This is a genomic window from Cyclobacterium xiamenense (assembly GCF_042140265.1).
GTDB lineage: Bacteria > Bacteroidota > Bacteroidia > Cytophagales > Cyclobacteriaceae > Cyclobacterium > Cyclobacterium xiamenense_A.
Genome location: NZ_CP159481.1, coordinates 185,957 through 210,302 on the forward strand (window position 1 = coordinate 185,957; position 24,346 = coordinate 210,302).

The 24,346-nt window shown below is 49.5% G+C and carries 16 protein-coding genes; all 16 read right to left on the bottom strand.

Annotated features, from left to right (window positions below; translation table 11 throughout):
• Positions 1 to 6 precede the first annotated feature (6 nt).
• Complete coding sequence (locus ABWH99_RS00770) at positions 7 to 1,761, bottom strand: asparaginase domain-containing protein (protein ID WP_375584411.1); 1,755 nt, start codon at positions 1,759 to 1,761, stop codon at positions 7 to 9.
• A 14-nt stretch (positions 1,762 to 1,775) separates the two neighbouring features.
• Positions 1,776 to 2,924 carry an acetamidase/formamidase family protein gene (locus ABWH99_RS00775; RefSeq protein WP_375584412.1) on the bottom strand — a complete coding sequence of 383 codons (1,149 nt, stop codon included), beginning with the start codon at positions 2,922 to 2,924 and terminating at the stop codon, positions 1,776 to 1,778.
• A 48-nt stretch (positions 2,925 to 2,972) separates the two neighbouring features.
• The gene (locus ABWH99_RS00780; RefSeq protein WP_375584413.1) at positions 2,973 to 4,553 is read right to left on the bottom strand and encodes an amidase; all 1,581 of its coding nucleotides are present in this window, start codon (positions 4,551 to 4,553) and stop codon (positions 2,973 to 2,975) included.
• Positions 4,554 to 4,649: 96 nt separating this feature from the next.
• A complete protein-coding gene (locus tag ABWH99_RS00785; RefSeq protein ID WP_375584414.1) occupies positions 4,650 to 6,164 on the bottom strand; it encodes an amidase in 1,515 nt (504 codons plus the stop codon).
• Between the two features lie 83 nt (positions 6,165 to 6,247).
• A complete protein-coding gene (locus ABWH99_RS00790) occupies positions 6,248 to 7,840 on the bottom strand; it encodes an amidase (protein ID WP_375584415.1) in 1,593 nt (530 codons plus the stop codon).
• 39 nt (positions 7,841 to 7,879) lie between these two features.
• The gene (locus ABWH99_RS00795) at positions 7,880 to 9,343 is read right to left on the bottom strand and encodes an amidase (RefSeq protein WP_375584416.1); all 1,464 of its coding nucleotides are present in this window, start codon (positions 9,341 to 9,343) and stop codon (positions 7,880 to 7,882) included.
• Between the two features lie 108 nt (positions 9,344 to 9,451).
• Positions 9,452 to 10,930: a SusD/RagB family nutrient-binding outer membrane lipoprotein gene (locus ABWH99_RS00800; protein ID WP_375584417.1), complete on the bottom strand. Its 1,479-nt coding sequence runs from the start codon at positions 10,928 to 10,930 to the stop codon at positions 9,452 to 9,454.
• An 89-nt stretch (positions 10,931 to 11,019) separates the two neighbouring features.
• Positions 11,020 to 11,769, bottom strand: coding sequence for a hypothetical protein (locus tag ABWH99_RS00805; RefSeq protein WP_375584418.1), 750 nt, complete (start codon positions 11,767 to 11,769; stop codon positions 11,020 to 11,022).
• Positions 11,770 to 11,801: 32 nt separating this feature from the next.
• On the bottom strand, positions 11,802 to 14,255 hold the full coding sequence (locus ABWH99_RS00810) for a SusC/RagA family TonB-linked outer membrane protein (RefSeq protein ID WP_375584419.1): 2,454 nt from the start codon (positions 14,253 to 14,255) through the stop codon (positions 11,802 to 11,804).
• Between the two features lie 1,080 nt (positions 14,256 to 15,335).
• Entirely contained in the window at positions 15,336 to 17,711 is a 2,376-nt protein-coding gene (locus tag ABWH99_RS00815; protein ID WP_375584420.1) for an OmpA family protein, read from the bottom strand.
• Between the two features lie 2 nt (positions 17,712 to 17,713).
• Positions 17,714 to 18,406: a PorP/SprF family type IX secretion system membrane protein gene (locus ABWH99_RS00820; protein ID WP_375584421.1), complete on the bottom strand. Its 693-nt coding sequence runs from the start codon at positions 18,404 to 18,406 to the stop codon at positions 17,714 to 17,716.
• Position 18,407: 1 nt separating this feature from the next.
• Positions 18,408 to 18,689, bottom strand: a complete 282-nt coding sequence (locus ABWH99_RS00825; protein WP_375584422.1) for a type IX secretion system membrane protein PorP/SprF — start codon at positions 18,687 to 18,689, stop codon at positions 18,408 to 18,410.
• Positions 18,690 to 18,726: 37 nt separating this feature from the next.
• The gene (locus tag ABWH99_RS00830) at positions 18,727 to 21,654 is read right to left on the bottom strand and encodes an Ig-like domain-containing protein (RefSeq protein WP_375584423.1); all 2,928 of its coding nucleotides are present in this window, start codon (positions 21,652 to 21,654) and stop codon (positions 18,727 to 18,729) included.
• Positions 21,655 to 21,913: 259 nt separating this feature from the next.
• On the bottom strand, positions 21,914 to 22,585 hold the full coding sequence (locus tag ABWH99_RS00835; protein ID WP_375586618.1) for an LruC domain-containing protein: 672 nt from the start codon (positions 22,583 to 22,585) through the stop codon (positions 21,914 to 21,916).
• The gene (locus ABWH99_RS00840) at positions 22,570 to 23,493 is read right to left on the bottom strand and encodes an LruC domain-containing protein (RefSeq protein ID WP_375584424.1); all 924 of its coding nucleotides are present in this window, start codon (positions 23,491 to 23,493) and stop codon (positions 22,570 to 22,572) included. The genes ABWH99_RS00835 and ABWH99_RS00840 overlap by 16 nt, the downstream gene beginning before the upstream one ends.
• Positions 23,494 to 23,544: 51 nt before the next feature.
• Positions 23,545 to 23,976: a hypothetical protein gene (locus ABWH99_RS00845; RefSeq protein WP_375584425.1), complete on the bottom strand. Its 432-nt coding sequence runs from the start codon at positions 23,974 to 23,976 to the stop codon at positions 23,545 to 23,547.
• Positions 23,977 to 24,346: the final 370 nt, after the last annotated feature.

Sequence of the window (24,346 nt, forward strand, 5' to 3'; positions counted from 1 at the left end):
GTTGGATTAATGGGTGTGAAAAACTTCCTGATACAATGCTATCTTTTGCTTTATCGCCTCCAGCTCTTCATCGGTCGGGTTTTGGGGATCTTTTGCCGGAGGATAAGCGCCAAACCGAAGTATACATGCCATCAGGAGTATGCGACCCTTGGTGGCGGTTATATTGTGCCCTTCAATAAACAGGTTGTCCGGGTTGGTATTCATGAACCCGTCTGCGTTTCCTCGAGCTGCCTTTAACACCGGATACCCATGAAGAGCAGCCAACTCCAGCGCGGCATCCATCGGCGCAATCATGGAACCGTAGGGCGCCATGCCTTCACCGACAAATCCGGCAAGCGGATATTTTTTCAGATTATCGTTGATCCGGGCCAATATGTCTACCTCACTGGATGGATCATCGCTTCCATCGTCTTCTGTTTTCCAGCGTGCGCTTTTGTACAGAGTAACCATGGGCATGGATTCTGGAATGAGTTCTCCACCGGGTCCTTTTACAGCCACGTCTACGGTAGCAACCCGCCCGTTATCCGAAAGCGTAATGCCTGGAACGGATTTTGGAATCCGGCTAAAATTCACCTCGGATTGGTAGGTATGTTTTCTGACCGGAAGAAAGGTAAGCTTTGCACCGTAGCCCATGGAGCCGATCACGCCTCCAAAGCCACCAGTGACTACGTATCCTCCGGGTTTGGCGTCGCCTTTTTGCACTTCTCTGGAGGAAAAAATGGTCTGATCCTGGATCATGACAGAGCCCACCTTACTGGCGCCGTCATCCCCTGCCCATACACCGGAAGCGATGTACTGAATCCCGTCAATAATGTTTTGGTCTCCATCCGCGCTCACCAGTCCCCGCATGCGCTGGGCGGCGTTGAACACCAAAGGGGATTTTGAATCAATAAGCAGCCCCATCCAATACGCAGTGTTTTCGATACTTGGACTTCCTTCGAGCCAAATGGAGCCGTCGTACTCACCCGACGCCATCACGCGCTGTACCATATTGGTTGCCCTGGCCAGTTGCATTCGGTTTTGCGAGGCACCGTAGGGTCCATAGGTAAAAAAATCCTTTCCCAACGTTTCGGGAGGAATGTCACCTTCTCCTACGTCGGTTCGTAATTCTGCGGGCAAGCCTTTGGTATAGCCACCGGCAGGGGCTGGTCTGAAAAAGTCGTAATCGGCAATTCCGTGGATATTCCCTCCGGCACGCTCGATTTCTTCAAATATCCTGGATGCATTGGGATAGAATGTTTGCCTGGACTCCGAAAAAGGAGCCCCCGGATAAGCAGCGGTACCATCCCAGGGCTGGCCGTTTGCCTGAACCGCCATGTAGGGCAAGGGATAAAGCCCGTCTTCCGGTTTTAGCTCCACCTTCAAGACCGGCGTATCGGAGGGTTCCTTAGGAGTCTTTCGAAATTTTCCATCCGCACCGATGTATCCATCGGGTGCTCCGTATAACTCCTTTACGTCGCTTTCCAGGGGATGGGCCGAGTACATTTCCACATAGAGTGTGACCGGAGCTGCCAAACGCTGGTAGTACAAGCGATCGTAAGCCAGTGGTTCTCCTTGTTCGTTTCTCAGAAGGGGCAGGTCGTTTGCCACCCTTGCCTTATTGCTGGTGATCAGCGGATAGCTGTTTTGAATGGTCGCAGTGGGCCCGGAGAAAATGGCGATCCTGGGTTTTTCTTGGGAAAAACCCAGGCCAAGGCAGAGGAAATAGACTGCCAAAAATATCCATACCGGTTTTTTTTGTAAGTGGTTAGTGGTTTTCATTGTAGCATTTGGTTTCAGGAAGAATACCAGTAGGTGAATTTTCTATTGGTAAATATGGACTTGGGAATCATGCCGTGCACGCCTTCGGTTCGGTCGACCACTTGTGTAATTTCAAAATCGACCGCCGTACTCGATATGGACATGGCCTCTTCGTAGGTAAAGCCAAGATGCTCGTGAATAAAACGAATCGACTCGGCAAGTGCCTGTTTCATGGCTTCATCCAAATCAGGGTTGAGGCCGAAGACAATAAAATGATCGGGAGTTTCCGCCCAGGGCATGCTGATGGTCTTTTTATGAATCACAAATTCCGCGACCAATATCATCGAAGTTTCGATGGCAGTACCACTGACCTCTCCATTTCCTTGTGCCCCATGTGCATCCCCAGTCGTAAATAGCCCGCCTTCCACGGAGACCGGTAAGGTAAGCGTGGTGCCCTTAATCAGGTGTTTTAAATCCAGGTTACCTCCAAAAAAATCCGGCGGTATGGAGCTTACCCTACCGGTTTCCGGCGGCGGAGACAGGGCCATAACGCCCATAAATGGTTTCAAGGGGATTTCCACGCCCGGCAGCAACTCAGCCGAGGTTCGTTTCTTGTTGTATCGATAGACAAAGCTCTCCGTGTTTTTAATTTCCTGTGGTATATCGTCCCTCCCGGGCCGGACATGATTTACTCCATATTCGCTTCGAAGAACAACGTCATGAATCCGAATTTCGATGCTATCGCCCGGCATGGCTCCTTCAATAAAAACCGGGCCCGTGAGCATGTGTCCCCTGATGCCGGATGGCTCAGGCGGAACGTTTTTTATGATCTCAACAAGCTCCTTTGCGTGGTCATCGAAAGCGAGGTTGTTTTTCTTGAAAAAAGACTCCGGGTCTTCCCTCGGTACTCCCGAAGTACTAACGGTATGTATTTCAACGATTTCGCGCTCTTTTACACTGAGTTTTGGAGGTACATCTGCTCCAAAATAACCCCAGACCATATTTTCCGGAAAGGAGCGCAACACCTTATCTACCTTTGGGCCGGGTCGTTTACCGGATGCAAGGTCCATAGGGAATGGCGACCGATCTTTTCCCGACAGCAGCCCGGGCAAGGCGGTGAAGGCAAGTGCGCCTCCTACAAGCGATTTTTCGATAAAACCCCTTCTTGAATTATTCTTTTCCATCGTTCGTTTCTGTTAGTGATTGTGGTTTATTAAGTAAGGCGCCGATGGTCAAATCATCGGTTTTCTCCAGCCCCCGGATCTACTTTCCAGGTACTGTGCCACCGCCAGGGAAACATCTTCGCGCCAGGGGTGAGCGACACATTGCACCCCAATGGGCAGTGCACCATCCGTGTCACACCTTACCACGGTCACGGGCCAACCGGTCGTATTGTAGGGGCCGCAGTAGCTTGCGCCCGGCTTTCTGCTGGTCCATTCGTTTCCAAGACCCTGATCGATTTCCTCTGCTGGAGTTGCGGTTGTTGGACAAAGAATGACATCGTAGTTCTGAAACCATTGAAGCATCTTTGTCCGATTTTTGTCCTGAAGCGTCAGTAACTCGGAATAGCGGTCTGCTGAGATCGGACTCCCGCTGTCCAGCCTGTTTTGAATCGATTCGCTAAGTGTATTGCTCCCGTGCAGGTCCCCTGCTCTTTTTAAAAATGCCCAGGCATCCCCTGCAACCAACTCTCTTCGTATTTCGCCCAGCTCGGTGAATATATCCAACGGCATGTCCTCGATCACCTCGGCCCCGGCTTCTTCCATCCATTTGGCAGCCTGCCTGACGGTGTTTTGGGTTTCCTCGGCGGTCTCTGCAATCAAATTGGAGGGGTAGAAGGCGACCTTCAGCTTTTTTATGTCAATCAGCGCCGGGTCCGGCCAGGGCATCGGCACTACTGCTGCGTCCCGACCATCCGGGCCACTCATCAGCGGAGTGAGCAAAATCAGGTCTTCAACCCGTCGGGCCATTGGTCCTGGCTGTTGCCAGGAATCAAATACGCCCCCATAATCCACGATGTGACCGGTACGCGGACACCTTACGGAAGTCGGCTTGATACCTGCAATTCCATTCGTGCTGGAGGGCAGTCGCACGCTACCTCCCCAGTCGGTACCGATATCGAATGCGGCACCCCCTGCTGCAATAATCGATCCCGCTCCACCACTGCTGCCCGAAGTTCCTCGTTTCAGGTCGTAGGGATTCTTGCTAAGTCCGTAGATAATGTTTCCCGTCGTTCGCACGCCTCTCATCCCCCCACCGGCGAGCGTGAACTCAGGCGTATTGGTTTTTCCAAGCAAAATGGCTCCGTTTTTTCTCATGCGGGCCAAAACGGTAGCGTCCTTTTTACCCACATAATCAATCCTGCCCAAGGTACCGCCGGTACTGATCACGCCCTCCGCTTCAAAAGAGTCCTTAAGCGTCATGGGAATGCCATGGAGGGGGCCCATGGACTGCTTTTTGCGCAAAGCCGCATCTGCAGCTTTCGCTTCCTCCATCGCCCGATCGAAACATTGCATCACGACGGCATTGAGGTGGTAATTAACATCTTCTATCCGGTCGATGTACGCCTGGGTCAGCTCTACCGAGGAGACTTTCTTGGTACGTATCATTTCCGAAAGTTTTACGGTTGACATAAAGATCAACTCGTCCGTTTTATCCCTCGACACAAGTCGCCGGGAAGGAGATTTTTCGCTAGCCGCAGAAAGCGTCGAGGTGCTGAGACTCATCGCAGCGGCACTACCTGCACCGATGAGTGATAAAAATTTTCGCCGGGACTGGCTGGTTTCGGATTGGGCTGCTTTATATTTTTTCATGGATTGGCATGGTTAAATCGTTGTTCAAATAATTGTTTTTTGGTGAAATCCTCGCGGAAAATACGTTCGGGTATCGGGGGACGAAAGACTCCGGTATTACAAATTTTCCGGTTTGGAAAATCCCCCGAACGCGGTTTCAAGAGCACCCGCTACCGCCAGGACCTTATCCTCTGTCCACGGCTTGCCGACAATCTGAATCCCCAAAGGCAATCCTTCATCGGATGTGCCAGCGCGTACCACCGCTGCCGGCCATCCGGTGGCATTGTATTCGGAAGTGTACCAGTGACCGGGAAACCGCTCCGCCTCTACCTTCATCGCTGCAGTGGAAGTAACCGGACAGAGCAAAATATCGTAGTCATCCATAAATTGGAGCATCTTGCTTTTCAGCGCATCGATCTCCTCTACCAGCCGGGAATACACGTCGGCTGATACGACTTCGCCTGAAATATTAAGGTTTGGGGAAATCACTTTGGTCCCGCATTGCTGAATGAGGCGCTTGAGGTGGGCTTTTCCGTCCGCACTGTTCAGCTCGGAGCGCTTTTCAGAGAGTTCCTGAAGCACCGGTGGACGGTCGGGCACCACACTTTTTACCGATGATTTAAGGCTTTCGGCGCAGTCTACTACCATCTTTTTAATCTCCGGAATGGGTTCCGCGATATCATTGGTTGTGTAATAGGCTATTCGCAGCTTGGAAAGGTCTACTTCGGAGGGGTCGGGTAGCGGAACCGGACTAATACTGGCATCCAACTGGTCCGGACCAGAAAGGATTGTCAACAACAGGTACAAATCCTCCACTTTTCTTGCCATTGGGCCCGGCTGCTGGTAACTTCCAAACCGGTCGCCATACCCAGGTAAATGGCCTGTTTGGGGAATCCTCCCACTGGTTGGTTTGATACTCGCCAAGCCGCAGACATGCGCCGGGGCACGTACACTCCCGCCGGAATCGGTGCCAATGTCAAAGTAAGAGCCGCCGGCTGCCAAGATAGCTGCTGCCCCACCACTACTACCCGAGGGATGGCGGCTGAGATCGTAGGGGTTTAGTGTTTGTCCGTAAATGAGGTTTGTGGTCAGCGAGGACATGGTAAATTCGGGCGTGTTGGTCTTGCCCAGCAGGATCGCCCCTTCTTTTTTGAGTCTAGCCACCACCGTAGCGTCGGTGCCCGGCATGTAATTTTTACGACCCATGGTGCCTGCGGTCGAAATGATACCGGCTGTATCAAAGGAATCCTTGATTGTCATGGGTACTCCGTGGAGCAACCCGAGCGGCTTTCCTGCCGCCACCGCGGCATCCGCTGCTTTAGCCTCCAGTAATGCGCGCTCACCTGCCACCTGGACCACCGCATTGATTTTAGGATTTATCTCAGCAATCCGTTCCAAACAACGGGTTACCAGCGCTTCACTACTGATTTCTTTATTTCGGATCATCTCTGCCACTTTCGTTGCGGACATGTACAGGAGTTCTTCCGTGGCATCCTTTGACGTAAATTCCCTCCGAGAAGGAACAACGCCATCCGGAAGCAATTGTCCGAAGGCCGGAAGTACGGAGCCCAATGATCCGATTCCAAGCGTGGTAATAAATTTTCTTCGGTTGTTGGTGGTTTGTTTTTTCATGGGTGTTTGGTTTTAAGTGTCTGTGGTCAAAATTAGGTCTTGATCGCAGCGTGCGAAAGAGGGTATTTTTCAAGATTGAGCGGCTAGATAGGAGGCATTTTCCATCCTCCTGATTTCTGCTCCAGGTAACTAGCCACGGCGAGTGCCACGTCCTCCCTCCAAGGCTGGGCAACTACCTGTACCCCGATCGGCAATCCTTCGGCACTTTGTCCACAGCGCACAACCGCGCCGGGCCAGCCACAGGTATTGAAGGGTTTGGTATAGCTTTCCCCCGGGTTGTCCATGTACCTGGAAGACTCGGAAAATCCGCTATTGATATCCCCTGCGGGTGAGTTGGTCACCGGACAGAGGAGCACATCGTAATCGGAAAACCACTGAAGCATCTTGCTGCGGTTGGCATCTTGCATTTCCAATAACCTGGTATAGCGGGCCGTTGAAATTTCCTCCCCTTGCTCTGACAACCGTTGGCGGAGACTCGCGCCGTAGGTCTTGGAGCCGGCGCGCTCGGTTGCTCGTTTGAGCCATTGCCAGCCGTCACCGATGATGAGATCACGCCGAATCGTACCCAACTCGACCAAAAGATCTCTTGGGCAATCCTCGGTAACGGAAACACTGACTTCTTGCATCCACTTGGCGGCTTTCTGTACTGTGTCTCGCGTAGCCGGATCGGTCCTGGCCACTCCATTTTCCGCAAAAAATGCAACCCTCAACCCGGCAATGTCCACCTGCTTGTAATCAGGCCAGGGCATGGGAACGACGGCGGCATCTTTAAAATCGGGACCAGCCATCAGGGGAGTAAGTAAGTCCAGGTCCTTTACAAACCGCGCCATAGGGCCCGGTTGCTGCCAGGCATCGAATAGACCTCCATAATCGACAATATGTCCGGTACGGGGAAGCCGTGCCGAGGTAGGCTTGATACCGGCTATCCCGTTGGTACCCGAAGGTCCTCTCACGCTGCCTCCCCAATCGGTGCCAATATCAAAGGCCGCTCCTCCTGCGGCCACGATGGCTCCTGCGCCCCCACTACTTCCGGAAGTCGTTTTGTCGAGATCATAAGGGTTTTTACTGATACCATAAATAATATTATTGGTGGAATTAACTCCCAATACAGCTCCAATAAGCGTGAATTCGGGGGTATTGGTTTTTCCTAATAAAATCCCCCCCTGCTGCCTGACCCGGGCCACAACCGTCGCATCTGCATCGGGAACAAAATTCATTTTTCCGATAGTACCGCCCGTACTAACCACTCCTTCCGTCATGAAAGAGTCCTTTATCGTGAGTGGTACGCCGTGAAGTACCCCGGTTGAGTTTCCTCTCGCCAATGCTTGATCCGCCCTTTTTGCTTCGTCCAGCGCCCGATCGAAACATTCCATGACCACTGCATTTAGTTGGTAATTGACGGCATCAATTCGATCGATGTACGCCTTTACCACTTCAACGGCGGACACCTCCTTTGTGCGAATCATCTGCGCCAGTGCGGTTACCGATTTGTAATGAATCGATTCAGGCTCGACTTTGGCTCCGAATTCCCGGATCAGTAGGCGTTTATCGAACCCGCTTACAATGTTTGGCAAGCAAGCTGCACCGATGGTCCCAACGGATAGTTTTTCTATAAACGACCGTCTGGAAACTGTATCAGCAGTCGTTGTTGCAATACGTTTTTTTACCTTATTCATGCATGTTTTTTTTGGTAAGTGAGGGTTTGTCTGGTACGATTACATCGCTGGCATTTGCCAGCCTCCCAGTTGTAGTTCCAGGTACTCGGCTACGGCCAAAACTTTGTGATCCTGGAAGGGCTGTCCGACTATCTGAACTCCAATCGGAAGGCCCTCTTTACTTGTGCCTGCACGTACTACCGCCGCCGGCCAACCGGTAAGGTTAAAAATCCCCATATACCCGTAAGCATCGGCTGAACTGGCGGATCTTTCAAATACCGTAGGATTGGGAGCGGCACCATCAAAATGCACCGGACAAATAAGAATATCGTAGGCTTGCATCCACTGCAGCAGCTTACTTCTGCAAGCATCGAGCTTTTCGACCAACTCGGTAAACTCCCTGGATGGGATCGCGGTGGAAGGATCCTCCAGTCGTAGTAAGGGATGGGTTTGTTTGGTCCCAAATTTTTCTGCCAGTCTACTTACCCAGGCCCTGCCGTCTGCACTGAAAAGGTCCTGACGCACCTGTTCTGCTTCCTGGAATTCGCTAATTGGCGCATCTTCTTTCAGCGTGATACCGGCCGTTTTCAATGCAGAAACCGCAGCTTTGATTGCTTCCCTGGTCTCCTGCGAGCAGGCCTTCGTGCTTCCGTGGTCGACGAACCATGCGTACTGCAGGTCCCCTATACGCACGCTGTCCGGGTCGGTCCAGGGAACAGGGTGAATGGCAGCGTCGCGTTGATCAGGTCCCATGATAATGGGCAGAATTAATTTGAGGTCTTCTACATATCTGGCCAGGGGCCCGAGCACCTGATAGGCATCAAACAATCCCCCGTAATCCACAATATGACCAGTTCGGGGAACCAAACCTGTGGTGGGCTTTATGCCGGCGATTCCGTTAAAGTGAGCCGGCCCGCGGATGCTCCCACCAAAATCCGAACCGATATCGAAAGGAGAGCCCCCTGCAGCCACAATGGCACCGGCTCCTCCACTACTTCCTCCGGGGCTATAACCGGCTTTGTACGGATTACTCGTCATGCCATACACTAAGTTGGCGGTGGTTCCGGATAGGGTAAATTCAGGAGTATTGGTTTTTCCCAGGAGAATCGCCCCCTGAGCCCGAAGTCTGGCAACAATCGTTGCATCCTCCGCCGGAATGTAATCCTTTCGCCCAAGCGTACCTCCGGTACTCACCACCCCTGCAGTATCCAATGAATCTTTGATGGTCATGGGGACGCCGTGCAGGGCACCCATGGTCTTGCCGGCCGCCAGCATCTTATCTGCCTTTTGGGCTTCTTGAAGTGCCCGCTCTTTACAAGTAAGGACCACTGCGTTGATCATCGGATTCACTTCTTCCATCCGCTGATACACGGCATTCACGAGATCTACCGAAGAAATTGCTTTTTCTCGGATCATTTGGGCCAACTGCACAACCGATGCGGATGTGACGTCTTCCACGACCCGATTGGGCCGATAATAGAAACTCGAATCCTTCTTCCCGGATGCAGGGATAGGGGAGGCCATCAACCCTAGCCCCCCTTACCAAACAACACAAAAGACGAACGTATAAAATCTCTTCGGTTATTTTTTTTCTTGGAAATCATGTATTTACCTTTTGGTTTAACTGGCAGCTTAACGATCCCACCATACCCGGGTCAGAAGATCATCTGATCCTTGTCTGGCTACTGCTTGCTCGTAGTTTGCTTTGTTTAAGTTAATTTCACTAGGTGGGTACCCTTTACGTCTGGGTATGCCATCTATGACTCCATCTCTCGCTACTTCCAATTCCGGATATTGAAGCCGTCTCCATTCGCACCAGGACTGCACGCCTTGCATATAAAAAGAAATCCACTTTTGATTGCCGATGGAACGCATGGGATTCGTGGTGTCGTAGGCCACTGCTTCCTGCGCCAAATAATCCGCAATGGCTGAGGGATCTGAAATGCCCCACTGCTCCATGGAAGCAGTGATCGCCTCTGTGTAAAATTCGGAGGGACTGCCGGAAATCCAGCCTCTTTCCGCTGCTTCAGCCTTGATAAACGCAACCTCTGCGTAAGACAAAATGGTAAAAATTGAAGTCGGCTGTAGGATGGTTTCGGTATTTGGCCAGGATACGGCGAAATCGCTAATGGCACTACCGGATGCGCGGTCCAGCCCGACTGGCTGTCCGATGTATCCGCCTCCCAGCGTTTCATTTATTGCCGGATCGGCATATCTTTCCAGCCGTGGATCGTTTAACGATTTGAGCATGTCTACCAATGTGCTGGCAATTCCGTAATTTGGTACACTCAATTCGTACCGGAAAAACCAGGGATTGTTGTTGGGTTGGGATTCCAAAAACTGATAGAAGGCATTGTCTTCCGTTGATGTCATGGGGCCCGCTGCTACCGCCTCGGAAAGCGCAGACGCTGCCACATTGGGTGCCACGTTCGAAAGCCGGAGTGCTACCCGCATTTTTAGACTATTGGCAAACTTGTACCACTTCTCCATATCCCCCCCGAAAATGATGTCGCCGTCGATCGCCCCATCCGCAGCATTGATCATTGCTGCCGCCTCCGACAATTCCTTAAGCAAATCCAAATAGATCGTTTCCTGATCGGTATAGGTGGGTAGGGAAAAAGCATTTCCTTTCAATGCCTCTTGGTAGGGAACATCCCCCCAAATGTCGGTGATGTTTTGATAGGCCCAGGCTTTCAGAATCCTGGCCACCGCGATTTGGTTGTGATTGGGCCCGGATAGCGCGGCGTTTACCATCGTCTCTTCATTGGTATTTAAAAGAATGACCTCTTCTAAATCTCTCAGTCCGTTGGTGTAAAAGGTCGAAAAATCGCCCTCAACCGTAGCATAAATATCATCGAATCCACCCCGCAAATTTGCCATCTGCTGGGCGTAAATCATGGCGGGTAACCCGATGCCGTTCAGTTGATCATGATTCCCGAATATATCTGCTACTAATTCCCGCTGTGCCCCGGTCAGCAGACTGGATGTGGGCACCTCCAAGGGCTGGTTGGGATCAATGTTTAACTCCTCAAAGCCCTCGGTACAAGCGGCCGAGAAGATCAGCAGGCCGGCCAATAGAATGGTGGTAGGTATGTTTTTTATCGTTTTCATTTGATTCATTCTTAGATGTTGGAACATATGGGTGTCAGGCAGATTTTTGTGATAAAACCCGAATCTCCTGTCCAATAAATAAATGGGAATTACAGCTTGATGTTGATATTGAAACCAATCATGCGGGGGGCCGGCAATGAGGCTCCCTCCAAGCCCTGTACGTTACTTGACCCGTAGGCGATTTCCGAAGGATCGATGTGGGGCACGTTGCTGTGCAGCAGGGCCACGTTACGGGAGAACACAGAAACCCGAAGTCCATTGATAAAGAGGTTCCGTAGCATTCCGCTGGGCACGTTGTAGCCCAGGCTGATTTCTCGTAATTTGATGTAGGAAGCGTCGTAGACGGACAGGCCATCGAGGCTATACAACTGCTTCAGGTAGTTTTGTGCTTCGAGATAGACCGTATTGGGCTCCCCGTTTTCAAAAACCGCATCCGCACGAATGCCCCCACCTTCGGAAACGGGACTTCTTTTGGGAACACCCCGATCGTTGTCTCCTACCGACTCAATGAACTGCCCATTGGCGATGCCGTTCTGAACGGTTTCGGACCAAAAGCTACCACCTGACTGGAAATCGATCAAGGCACTCAGGCTGATTCCGCGGTACGTAAAGGTATTGGAAAAGCCCCCCGTTACGTCCGGTAAAATGCTGCCAACTACTTCGCCTGGATTTCTAAGGTAAAAGCCATTGCTGCCGACTATCGGTTTTCCCGTCTCCTCATGGTAAATCACATTTGGAGTGATGATCGTACCGTAAGGTTGTCCTACCGTCGCATTAACGGAATTGGTGCCGTCTCTGCCTCCCAATTCAAAATTATCCTGCCCTTCTGCCAGTTCCAATACTGTATTCCGATTTCGAGCGAGGTTCAGGTTTACATCCAGGAGAACCCATTTCTTTCGATAGGGGTACCACTCAGCATCACTTCAATGCCCTTGTTTTCCATTTCCCCTGCGTTAACAATAAGGGATTGAAAACCGGTGGTCGAGGACACCGGTAGGGCGAGGATTTGATTGAAGGTATTTACCTTGTATACCGTAAAATCCAAACCTATTCTATTTTCTAAAAAACGCAAATCCAAACCTGCTTCCAAATTCGACACAATTTCCGGCTTCAGGTTGCTATTTCTCAATACGTCATCTACCGTGAACACCGAGGTATTGCCATACGGGTCCCCGTTGGCATAGGTATTGACCAGCCGGTACGGATCCGTGTCGTTACCCACTTGAGCCCATCCCAATCGCATTTTTCCGAAGGAAAAGAAATCGGCTCCTGTCATCAGGTTCGAAAAAACAAAACTGCTCGAGACCGCCGGGTACAGGTAGGAGTTATTGTCTACCGGTAAGGTAGACGACCAATCGTTCCGAAGGGATGCCTCGAGAAACAGGAAGTCCCGGTAGCCTAAATTACCACTGGCATAGACACTTTGCACCTCTCGTTCGGACTTAAAATCCCGAATTTCCGGCCGCTGAAGGGAGGCCACCAGGTTGTAAAAATTTGGAACGCTCAAGCCGCCCTGTGTCCGGGTATAATTGTTGGTAAAGGTATTTTTCCGGATATTTCCTCCGAAGGTAACTCCCAGACTGAAATCATCGCCAAACTCGGTGTTGTACTGGCCCAGCAATTCAAAATTGTCCTCCCTGAAATTATACAGATCCTTTTCGTAGGCATTTTGGAGGTAGCCCCCAATCGAAGCGCGGTCTTCCCGAACATCCGTATAAAAATCGGTTCGGGCGAATAAGGTCAACGAAAGCTCCGGAAGAATCTGGTAAGAGATATTGATATTACCGAAAACCCGATCCTTTAGGTCGTTGTTATAACTTTCGAAAAGGGTGAAGTAGGGATTATTGTTATAACTCTGCTCCAGATGCCTGCCAAGGCCCTGGGTATTCCAGGTCATGTGGTAGTAGCGATCCGACTTGTAATTTCGAAGCCTTGCGGGATCTATTTGACGTTGGGTCCAGGCATACCAATAGGTCAGAACGTTCACCGGACGCTCCGGAGACCAGTCCCCCGTGGCGGGTCGCCCGAGTGCCTCGGTACGTATGTAGTTGATTTTGGCTCCTGCGGAAAACTTATCGGTTATTTGCGTGTTGGCACTTACCGCTATTGTATTTCGTTTGAGCGAGCTGTTGGGCATCACCCCGGTCTGATCGAGATTGGTATAGGAAAGCCTGAATGAGCTCTTGTCGTTCCCTCCACTAATGGCCACATTGTTGGATAACGTCACCCCGGTTTCGAAAAAGTCGCGTACATTATTGGGGGTCGCCTGCCAGGGTCGCACCTCCCCGTAGTTGGGCTCGCCCGGATACATGCTGTCCCAATGCCTTACCAGGGTTCCGTCAAATCGTGGGCCCCAGCTGTTGTTGGCATTGGTATTTACGACTTTGTAAGTCAATCCGTCCAGGGGATCGACAACTTCCTCAAAATCCAAGGAGAACCCGCCGCCGTATTCGTTTTGCATTTCCGGCAATAAGAAAACGTTGCTAAACATCGTTGAGGAATTGATACTCACGCCAATCCCTTTGTTTTTTGCACCGCTTTTGGTGGTGATGAGAATCACTCCATTGGAGGCTCTGGAGCCGTACAATGCCGAAGCACTCGGCCCCTTCAACACAGAGATGGATTCGACGTCGTCGGGATTGATATCCTGGGCCGCATTTCCGTAATCACGCCCCCCGTTTCCAGACACCTGATCGGAAGAGTTGTAATTCGAGTTATCGATCGGCGTGCCGTCCACCACAAAAAGTGGTTGGTTATTGCCGGAGATGGAATTGATACCCCGGATGGTAATCCGTGAGGAACCACCAATGTTTCCAGAAGAATTGGATATTTGGACACCCGCGATTTTCCCTGTCAGGGAATTGACGATATTGGTTTCTTTGGCTTCGTCCAAGCCACGGGTATCCACCTGCTGTACGGTATAACCCAGCGCCCGTTCGTCGCGTTTTACACCCAATGCGGTCACCACCACCTCGGATAGTGCCGTCTCTTCCGGAGTCAGCGAAATTGTGATTTCACTTTGGTTTCCAACATTAACTTCTTTTTTGTTGTATCCAATAAATGAAACTTCCAATTCTTTTTCTGACTCGGATAGGGTCAAGGAAAATTCACCGTTAATGTCTGTAGCCGCACCCTTGGTAGTGCCCTTAACGAGTACGCTGGCCCCCGGAATCGACTCCTCGTTTTCATCGACGACCTTTCCTGTAACTGTCAGACTCTGTGCCTGAACCGTACCCACCGACAGGCAGGCGAGGAGTAAAATCAACCAGATAAACGAAATACTCCCACCGGAACGCCGTTCCGGGGCATGTGTAAAATTTTTCATGATGTTGTTAGTGGTTAAGTGTTGAAAATAAGCTATCCTTACGCGTACAGAGATCCTAATTCTGCACGCGGTTAGCGCATATTCGAAAGTTATTCTGGGAGGCGATCCTGGGCGTGAATCAAGAAATGGCGTACATCCTATGGCATCGAATCAAGCAGGCCTTGCCGGGAAAACCATTTCGTTTGTTGGATAAACTATGTTAGCTGCTAACATCTTCTTGGTCAAATATATAGGCCGATCATTTAATAAAAAAGAAAACCCAATATAATTTTTTTAAACTAATCGGCATACCTATAGTTAAAAATAATGATAAATTAACAAATCTTACAGGTATTTACACATTTTATGCCTTTCTATTCTATTTTTATTTATAATTAAAATAAATTAAATAGTGTTTAATTTATTAACATTAAAAAATACATTTTTTAATTTATGGGTCTTTTTTTCGACCTACCTCTGTATTATTTATTATTTATCATCATTTTTTTGACTCATTTTGAACCCATTTTCTCTATTTTTTTCTGTTTTTTATCATTACTAATTTCATTTTTAATCAACATGGGGCAAAAATTTGTTACTTCTGTTTTTCAGTCATATACTAATTTTTTATTCTCTATTTTTCTATTTTTTTACCTATACATTCCTTTTGATCCCAGCTTGTATTGGTTTAGCTACCATTTTTACTTTTAAAAATATTTTTTATGACGATACCAACTTAATGTACCGTTTCCACGGCGTAGTGTCTTCCCACAGTGTAACCTGCTACATCCACTAAACTGTCCGTATTTCCGAAAAACAGGTGGTAAACCTGATCAAAAACCCGTGTAGGTGCCCTGATAAGGGACGGGCGACGAAGTCCATGTTCATTGTGGGGCGCATAAATCGACAATAAATTCCATCAAATAGCAATGAACCGAAAGACAGAACGGAAGAAAAACGATATCGCCCTGAAAATATGGAAGGAAGTCTAGGGTTGAGTGAACGGCAGTCCTGTCCCATGGTCAAAAACAAGCTGCTACGGGTGTTCCGAAAAAAGCAAAAAAAAGGAGCGCGAACGGCTCCTCTTTTTGACTCCTAAACTTATTCTTTTTGACTCCAATGCTTATTTAGCCGTGGAATACTTCTGGGGAGGCTTAATTCGGTTCGTCGGTTGAGGCGGTGCATTTCCTGCGTGCAGGGAACGTTGTCGCAATCGTTTACCGGTTTGCGCTTTCCGAAAAATTCATATACCAAGCGATCGGAGGCGATCCCTTTCCCTTCCAGGTAATTCTTGACTACCAACGCCCGCCGCTCAGACAAGGCCTCGTTGTAGGCTGCGGAACCCCGGTTGTCCGTATGCCCGGTGATCGCCAAGCGTCGGTTTAGCATATTTCTGAGCATTAACGCTACCCGTTCCAGGGCCATTTTATCCTGCAGGGAAAGCTCGGCTTCATCAAAGCCAAAGTAAATGGTGGGCAACTCTTCAGGTAACGGTAGGTTACTTACATCACACAAATCAATTCCCTGCATTTCGGGCGGTACCGGGTATGTCTTTCCTACTTCGGGAAAGGCAAGCAACAATAGCTCCGTACGTCGGTCTAGCTGATAATTCTCTTCGGAGCAAGGAAGTCCCTCCCCACAATTGGAAGTCAATTCGGTTTCTCCCAACCACTCCGCCTGTATACGAGACCTGGCGATGCCGAATTTACCCAGGTAATCTCGTACCGCATCTGCCCGTTTTTCGCTTAAAATCTCGTTGTAGGCATTGCTTGCCCGCGCATCGGTATGGGAACGGACCACTATATTCAGGAAGGAATAGGAGGTCAACAACTCGGCAATCTTATCCAAGGGTGCTTCTGCATCTTCACGGATTTCGGATTGATCCAGGTTGTAATACACTAAATCCACGTAGACAGCGGTTCTGTATGGAATTTTTACCAGCTGATAGGTTTTCTCCAATTTTCCTTCACTCAACCCTCTGCTTGATAAACTTTTATCCTCCAACGCAAAATACCCCTCCTTTTTAATGGAAATTTCCTGTTCTTGATCCGCGCTAATCGTAGCTCTAAGCTCTCCGGCCGGGCCCTGTTGCACGGCAACGGTTTGCTTTTCGCTACCCTCCGTCATCTGAACGTCGAGGGTACCGGTAACCGCTGTGCCGTCGCAAGCTACAACCTGCGCCCGGAAATCCACACCCAAGGTCTCCAATTCAAACAAATCGTCCAAACCGGTACTCCCGGGACGATTGGAGGAGATCACTACCGCCTGATCTGCCGACTCAAAAAATCCAAAATCATCCTGTGGAGAATTATAGGGTAACCCCATGTTTTTAACCCCAAGGAATTCGTTTCCTCTCTTGTCTGATACAAATATATCCAATCCCCCCAGGCCTGTGTGACCGTCTGATGCAAAATAGAATCGGCCATTTCGGATAAATGGATCAATTTCATTTCCCGCAGTATTGATCAAAGGACCCAGATTCACTGGCGCCCCAAACTTGTATCCCTCATCGAATTCCATGACGTACAAGTCATAGCCTCCGTACCCGCCGGGCATGTTGGACGAGAAATACAAGCGATTTTGGGATTCATCCACGAAGGGACTCTTCAAACCGTATTCCAGAGGCGCATTCGCAGGCAGCCCCACAAAATCTACCGGGTTACCGGATGCATCCAAGCGGCTATAAAAGATCTCCGGGTGTACTTCGTAGTCATTGGATTGCCGGATATCCCGGGTTACGGTATAAAAAATCAAGTTCTCGTCTGCTAGCGGAAAAGGGTCACTAGCGTGAAATACATCCGGGACGGGTGGCTCAAAGCGCAAAACCTTACCTGCTTCGTCCACCGAATAAATACTCAGAAAGTTTCGCCCGGTCCAATCCGATGACTTCGCATAATACCGATACCCGTTGTCGATACGCAATCCGCTTCGCTTCCGGTCTCCGGAACCTCCTCGGTCTGAGGAAAAGTAGACCCGTCCGTTTGCTGCTTTGGTCCAGCCGAAATCGGCACTGGCACCATTTATTTTTTCCAACCGCCTTACACCCGTATTTCCGCCCGCTGCGTCGTACCAGCGTCTCAAGGAATCCAAATTTAAGTTTCGAAGTGCTTCGGGTTTGCTCGTCCCGATTGAATCCAGCGCCTCAAAAACGGCTTCTATCTTACCGGCCTGGTTGGCTGCCGCGATATACGCCAGCCGATCCGATTGAATAGCATCGCCATAGGCCACCACTCTTTTCCACCATTCGTAGGCGCGCGAATAATCCCGCATTTTTTCATAGGCAATCGCTGCGCCCTTTGCAGCGCGGTAGGAAGGTTTTTTAGCAAAGGCTTCTGCATATCCTTTTCCCGCTTCAAAATAATTTTCTTCGACCGCCTTCCTGTCAGCATAGCGCAGCAAACCCTGTTGGGCGAGTGAGGGAAAAGATAAAAACGCCAGAAGGATTATCGGTAGCAGGCAGGTAAAAATCTTTTTCATAGTTAGAACCATCTAGGGTTGTTCATGTTCACGTTCCTTGGAGAGATGTAATATCCAAGGGAAAACTCGTGGGAATTATTCCGAAGCCCGCTAAACGCATTGGTTTGCACGTCGTAGGCGTAACCCACCCTGAATTGGTCTGTTGCAAACAGTTCCAGGATCAACGCTACTGCATTACGGGCGGACAATCCCGAAGGTAATTCGTCCTGTCCCCATTTGACATTGGTCCGGTAGGAAGCCCCTGCCCAAATTCGGTCCACAAATAAAAACATTCCATTTAAATCCAGATTGGTCGGTCCTCTTCCTCCGTTTCTAACCAAAAAAGAAGGTTTGAACTGAACCTCGTCGGAAAGCGGTACCAATCCGCCGGCAGTAAGGTAGTAGTGCACATTGTGGTAGGCCAGCGCAACTGCCTCCGATTCGAGGGAGTTTCGCCCGATGAGGTTATAGGCACTGAATCCAGCATAAAAAGTGGGACTATGGAAAAATATACCTGTATTCAAATTTGGGGTAAATAGGTTGATTCGCCCCTCCGGGATTTCCGCGTCGTCAAAGTCGTTCGGGTCAAACATGGAACCGTCGATGGCGTATTCGGATACACCGGCACTTATTCCAAAGCCCAAAAAGGAAGCAGCCCCTGTCTGAATCCGGTAGGCATAGCTGAGCAAACCCGAATTGGTTCTTGCCGGTCCCATTTCATCGGAAAGAACTGAGAACACCGAAGCCCATCAGTCCTTCGTTTGCGCTCAGGTCTGCCGTGACCGTGAAGGTAGTAGGTGCTCCCGGAAGGCCTGCCCATTGATTGCGGTAGGTGGACTGTATGTAATGCTCTCCCTTATAGCCGGCATAGGCAGGGTTTACGTGCAATCCGTTGAACATGTACTGACTAAATTGGGGCAATTGCTGGGCAGCTACCTCCCCTGCCAGCAAGAAGGCCACTATTGCCACAAACCTACCTACACTATACCTATTTCTCATTGAATTCGAATTTATACCCGCCATAAATACAACGCTACTATTTCACTACTTGCAGCCAGCCTTTATACGTTTGGCTTTCACCCGCACGATCGGTAATTACCAGTACATAAAAATAGGAACCTGCGTTCAAGCCCTGAGCCTCCCAATCGTTTTGGTAATCCTCCGAAACAAATACATGATCGCCATTTCTGTTAAGAATAGTCAGCGAACTTTGGGCGAAGCGATCGATTCCCCGAATTTCAAAGGTATCGTTTTTACCGTCTGCATTTCCTGGCGTGATGACGTTTGGAATAAAGAATGGATTGACCTGATTGGTGTCGCTATCCTCTGGCTGCGTGGAAGTATTTTCCTGATCCTCCGGCACCTGTACGCGAACGGTGTTCGTAATGGAGCCGACCTGCGTGGCCTGAACCTGAATGGTATACACCTGCGAACCACCTGCCGCAAGACTAGGTATGGTCCAGGTAACCGTGTTACCCGATACGCTCACCTCGGCATCCCCCGTAAAACCAAGATACACCAGACCCGTCGGCAGCTCATCCGTTAGGGTGATATTTTCTGCCGGGCTGTCGCCGCTATTCGTTACCCGGATTTCGTACGCAAACTCGTTCCCTTCATACAGCGCTACCCCAAACGAAGTCTTTTCCACACCGACGTTTACCGGGCGGGCCACAACGGTGACCGGAACCGCCTGAACCCCATCCGAGTACTCCCCGATTGCAATGGTAGCGGTATTGACCTGCGGCCCCAAACCAACCGCCATGAGCAGCATGTCGATCTCTACGACGGTGCCGGAAGATATCGTCTCAATCAACCAGGTCGTCCCCTGCTGCACCTCCGGCTCCGAACTTAGGAGCATCAACCCTTCCGGTAGGATGTCTTCTACCTGCACGTCCTCTAACGCAAAATCCGAGTTATTGGTAAGCGTCAGTGTGTAGCTGACCAGCCCTCCGATTGGAAGCACGCTGAGGTTCGGTACCTTTGAAGCTTCGAGCAATATAGGCCGTACGGTAAGTGACACCAGCGCCTGATCGCAAAACTGGCGATCTGTATTCTCACAAATCTCATACGTAAAGCTATCCGTACCAGAAAAATTGGGATCGGGGCTGTAGCTAAGCGTACCGTCCGGGTTTTGAGTCAGGGAACCGTTTTGCGGACCTTCTATAATTTGCAAGGTCTCCACTAGCAGTTCACCCGTGTTGATAAAATCGTTCGCTAATACATCCAGGATGAGGCCCTGATTTTGATTGGTGGTAAAAGCATCGTCATTGGCTTCCAATTGAATATCCAACAAGGTGAAGCGAATCAGCCCCTGGTCCGTATTGCCCGGATTTATTAGCTCCGCAATTTCATAGCTCAATTCGTAGGAACCGTTGGGCAAACCGGCAGGTAGTGACAGTTCCCCATCGGTAGACAAGGTAAGGCCGGATAAACCGTCTGCGTCCAACAGGCTTACCTGAACTCTCCCGTCGGGAATTGCTGCTCCATTCAACAGGTCGTTTTCCAACACATTCCCAATAGGTCCTGCCCGGTTTAGGTTCACACTTCCGTAATCATCGTTCGCTGCAGTGAGAACGGTGGGTGCGATCCGGATGGTAGCCGTCGCCTGATCGCATTTTACTGGGTCTGAAGCATCGCAAATCTGGTACACCAACAGGTAATCTCCGCTCGGTACGCCTTCGTCAATATCAATGGACCCATCTGCCGTCAGGCGAATAAACCCACCTGAATTATTGCTTACGGTAGTCAGGTTAATATTTTCGATCAGGGCAGGAAGGCCATTGAGCAAGTCGTTCTCCAAAACATTTAATACGCTATCCCGTGCAAAACTATCCGCAGCCTCCACCGAATCGTCAAATGCTTCCGGCTTGTATTCAATGACTTCGATCCGCACCTCCGCTTCGTCGGCTTCCTCCCCGGCGGTGATTTGATACCGGAGTGTATATATCCCGGGAGCTGTGTTGGCTGGAACGTCTACCGTCCCGTCGGAATTCAATACGGCACTTCCCTCGGGGAAGTCTTGTAGAATCGCCAGTTGAATATCGATCGGGTTTAACGGGGCACCGTTTAGTTCATCATTGTCAAAAATATTCAGCACAGCCTCACCGCCAAGTTCGCTATTGACGCGTTCGGCCACGTCGGGGGTAGCAGTGATGGCATTCACAAAAAAGACCAACTTGCCATCCGGCTCATTAACGGCGACGATCCGAATGCCAAAAATGGGCTCTTCAGAAGCAAAAAGTGCCGGTGAAAACAATACCATTTCCTGGGATTGAGTGGGCTCGTTACTTATGTGATTGATTCCTGTTTTCCACTGAAAACCGCGAACCTGGATGACGTTGGCCCCCTCAATCGGTTCCCCATCCCTGCCTAGCGCAATAAAATCCGTGGCAGAATTGCCGTCACGCTCCGTATACAACAGGTAGCCCGAGGTAACCACCGGATCCGAGTAAATCAGGTCAACAAACGGTTCACCTCTGGGAATGGAAGGTTGGGAATTGATGTCCCAATAAGACCGAATGTCCGGTGTGGAGACGACTTCTTCCAGATTTTCGAAGAACGCCGGGTCTCGGTGGGAAATGATCAGATCGTTCGAACGAACAATCTGAATCGCATTGGGTCTTATCTCGTTGCTGCCAATGGCTGGATTGGGATTCGCCACAGTCGGTCTTCGGGTCGTTGCGAAAATAACCCTACCCCCTGCCACGCGAATTCCGCTAACCACGACGGAGGCGTCTTCCGGACTCGGATTTTGATTGCCATCCGGTGAATTTTGTACCAACTCTTCCCCATCGATAAGGTAGCTCACCTGTTCCATGGCAATAATATTTTCCGTCTCGTTTACGACCACCACTTGCGCGTGGACCGCCGAGTGGACCAAAAAAAGGACGAACAACGGTGCTAGTTTCCGGAGGTAAAAAAATACATCCAATGAATGACTTCTTGTTAAAATTAATTTTTTCATATAACCCGCCTATTAAAAACCATTCATCCAGACATTACAAAAAACAAGATCGACAAAGTACTGCTAAAATAGCTATTTCTTACTAAATCCAAAATAGATGACCAATTTATCTATACCGGTCTATTTCCACGATGAAAACTCAGGCAGCCTTTTGGCTGCCTGAGTTCGTATTCGAAGCTATGGTTCCTGCGACAACAGGGTTGGATACAAACCTGATTCAATACACCGGGTTTGCCCCTGGGCAAAATTCCTGAGCAGGCTATCTCGGAACCCTGTTGGAACCCCCACCCCTGACAATCTCACCAGGCCTCAGATTTGCATTCAGCATCAACTCGGTGTTACGGTATCCATCCTTGTCCAGGTACCAATCGGCATAGGACTCTCCTCCGGATACCACCCATTCAACAAATCGGGTGTAACCTTTGGTAATCGGAACTTTGTTTGTCATGTACGGAATGCTCTCGGTCACATTCATGCCCCAGGGCAATCCGTTTTCTTTGTTTCGGTAATAGCTTTCCACACCTCCGGTACTTCCGTCTTCTTTGGTACCAAAAATGGATTGGTCTGCGTAGCGGGTGGGACGCTTACCGGGCAAATGTACTTCCACACCTCTTTGCTGATTCACAATAAGGAAGGGATTAAACTGATCCATCCCAAGTTCTCTTAGCGTAGTAGGCCCTTCATCGGTGGTCTTTCCCTCTTCTTTTAAGGTCATCACGATTGTCAGCAATTTGGGCTCCTGGAGGGTGAATTCCGGATCGGTATTGATCCCCAGTGCTCCACCGCCCGGGTGGGTTAATACCAAGCCTACCTTATCGAATGGTATTATTGTTGCAAATTCGTTGTCCACTTCCAACCCATTTTCATCAATTTTGTGAATACTTTCCGGGCTGGCCTTGGTTCCGGTGACCTTGATTACTTTTTCGGAGATAGGCCTGAAAACTCTATGCCAAAGCCATTGCTAAAGCCAGCTCCGGCCGCTCTCGGAATCAGTTCGATCTTGATTTCAACGACTTCCCCATCAGCGTCTGTAACGCGGTTTATCCTGTAATCCACGACCAAATCGTTAAAATCGTAATCCCCGCGGGCAGGCCAAAGATCCTCATACATCAGCGTCCCGTATCCGGTAGCAGGTAGAAAATTATCAAACGCCCGGTAAGGATCCTCGGGGTAAGCATCCTCTGAATCAATAATGTCATCGTCATCCGTGTCCTTTTCGTCCTCATCATCGTCCTCATCGTCGTCCTCATCTTTTGGAAAACAATCGTCCGACGGATCTGCGTTGTAGCTTCCCGGAATGATCAGTTCGTCCATGCCGATGCGGGCTGTTCCACCCGAGCCTACCAAACTAAACATGATCTTCACGGTGCGCCCTACCAGCTTTTCGGGGACTGCTACGGCTACCTCATGCACCTCTGTTTGCCGATTGATCGGATTGGGAAAATCAAATACATCAAATTTCGTAACGTCGCCTTCTCCCGTACTTTCATTGTCATCGTCAAATTCGATGTATTGCAGCACGATGCTTCGGTTTCCACCCGCAGTTCCGTCCAGTCTGGTCTTAAACGTTATTCTTCCTGACTCCATCTTGATCCAGGGTGTTTTCACCCAGGTAGCAGTGGTCGACGAATTCGTAACCTGATTCGATCGCAGGCTGTAATCTCCTGAGATCAGGGTTTGTCTGCTGTCGCTAACGGTGACTGCACCCATGGACCAGCAAGCAGCAAAATATTTGTTTCGGTCTCCAAGTTCCGCGTCGTTGGTAACCGTGTTTTCCTGTGCCAAAAGGGAGAAGCTGATCGCTCCCAATAAATAGCTGAATATCAATAATTTCTTCATTTTTACTCTCATTAAAAATTAAATTACTACCTGTAGCTTACTCCGATTCTGTCAAGGTTCCAGATCATCGTCCCCCATATCGACCAAAAAATCAAAAGATACCTTGTTGTCTACGATCTCCTTTTCTTGTTCGATCGTACCGTATTTCATGGTAACCGCTGTTACGTGGGAAGGCAAATCAAAGGTCATTTCAAAGTCCTGACTCATTGCCTGCGCCCCTGCAAAAAATTCAGCCCCGCCGTCTGTCAATAAGGATAATTTCCGGTAGACGTCTACCTCTATGTCCAGGCCCTGAACGGCCACCGTAATTTTTTCGCTGGTTTTCCAATTAAAAACTGACGACGCCTGAAGCTCTTCGATCGCTGCAGTTTGTCCCTGTGGCCCTTGCTCCAGCGGTTCTTCCACACAGGAGGAGAATACCAGCGTGGAAACTAGCATCCAGGCACCGGTGATCCTTCTCAAAGTTTTTTTGCTGTTTTTCATTTGACTATCTGTTAAAAGGTTTGCCCCTGTTCGGGAAAGTTATTTTTGCTGTTTTGTTATCGATACGAAAATCGAAAGAAAAATTGACCCCCTGATTTTTTTTCGGTGAACCCGCCTTTTTGGGCGACAAAATGGTTCAGCACAGGGTCGAATGCGTTCTCATTTGTAGGATTTTCGATTTAAAAGTATGGCCTAAGTACCTAGCTTAAAAGATTTTACTAATTTATTTTGCAATTTTTTAGTACAAAATTTTTTTATTTATTTAAAAAACAATTTTTTCTATATGTATCTTTTTATGTCTTCGATTTTGAAGATGGTGCTCACATTTTTGTTTTTCCAGTTGCGTACCTGAGGAATCGGTACGCTCCTT

Bases quoted from the DNA above. Each gene is read 5' to 3' on its own strand.
- ABWH99_RS00820 (WP_375584421.1), bottom strand. From the start codon at position 18,406: ATGGGACCGGCAAGAACCAATTCGGGTTTGCTCAGCTATGCCTACCGG.
- ABWH99_RS00795 (WP_375584416.1), bottom strand. From the start codon at position 9,343: ATGGCCTCCCCTATCCCTGCATCCGGGAAGAAGGATTCGAGTTTCTAT.
- ABWH99_RS00830 (WP_375584423.1), bottom strand. From the start codon at position 21,654: ATGAAAAAATTAATTTTAACAAGAAGTCATTCATTGGATGTATTTTTT.
- ABWH99_RS00815 (WP_375584420.1), bottom strand. From the start codon at position 17,711: ATGAAAAAGATTTTTACCTGCCTGCTACCGATAATCCTTCTGGCGTTT.
- ABWH99_RS00775 (WP_375584412.1), bottom strand. From the start codon at position 2,924: ATGGAAAAGAATAATTCAAGAAGGGGTTTTATCGAAAAATCGCTTGTA.
- ABWH99_RS00845 (WP_375584425.1), bottom strand. From the start codon at position 23,976: ATGAAAAACAGCAAAAAAACTTTGAGAAGGATCACCGGTGCCTGGATG.
- ABWH99_RS00825 (WP_375584422.1), bottom strand. From the start codon at position 18,689: ATGAGAAATAGGTATAGTGTAGGTAGGTTTGTGGCAATAGTGGCCTTC.
- ABWH99_RS00785 (WP_375584414.1), bottom strand. From the start codon at position 6,164: ATGAAAAAACAAACCACCAACAACCGAAGAAAATTTATTACCACGCTT.
- ABWH99_RS00770 (WP_375584411.1), bottom strand. From the start codon at position 1,761: ATGAAAACCACTAACCACTTACAAAAAAAACCGGTATGGATATTTTTG.
- ABWH99_RS00810 (WP_375584419.1), bottom strand. From the start codon at position 14,255: ATGAAAAATTTTACACATGCCCCGGAACGGCGTTCCGGTGGGAGTATT.
- ABWH99_RS00840 (WP_375584424.1), bottom strand. From the start codon at position 23,493: ATGAAGAAATTATTGATATTCAGCTATTTATTGGGAGCGATCAGCTTC.
- ABWH99_RS00780 (WP_375584413.1), bottom strand. From the start codon at position 4,553: ATGAAAAAATATAAAGCAGCCCAATCCGAAACCAGCCAGTCCCGGCGA.
- ABWH99_RS00800 (WP_375584417.1), bottom strand. From the start codon at position 10,930: ATGAAAACGATAAAAAACATACCTACCACCATTCTATTGGCCGGCCTG.
- ABWH99_RS00790 (WP_375584415.1), bottom strand. From the start codon at position 7,840: ATGAATAAGGTAAAAAAACGTATTGCAACAACGACTGCTGATACAGTT.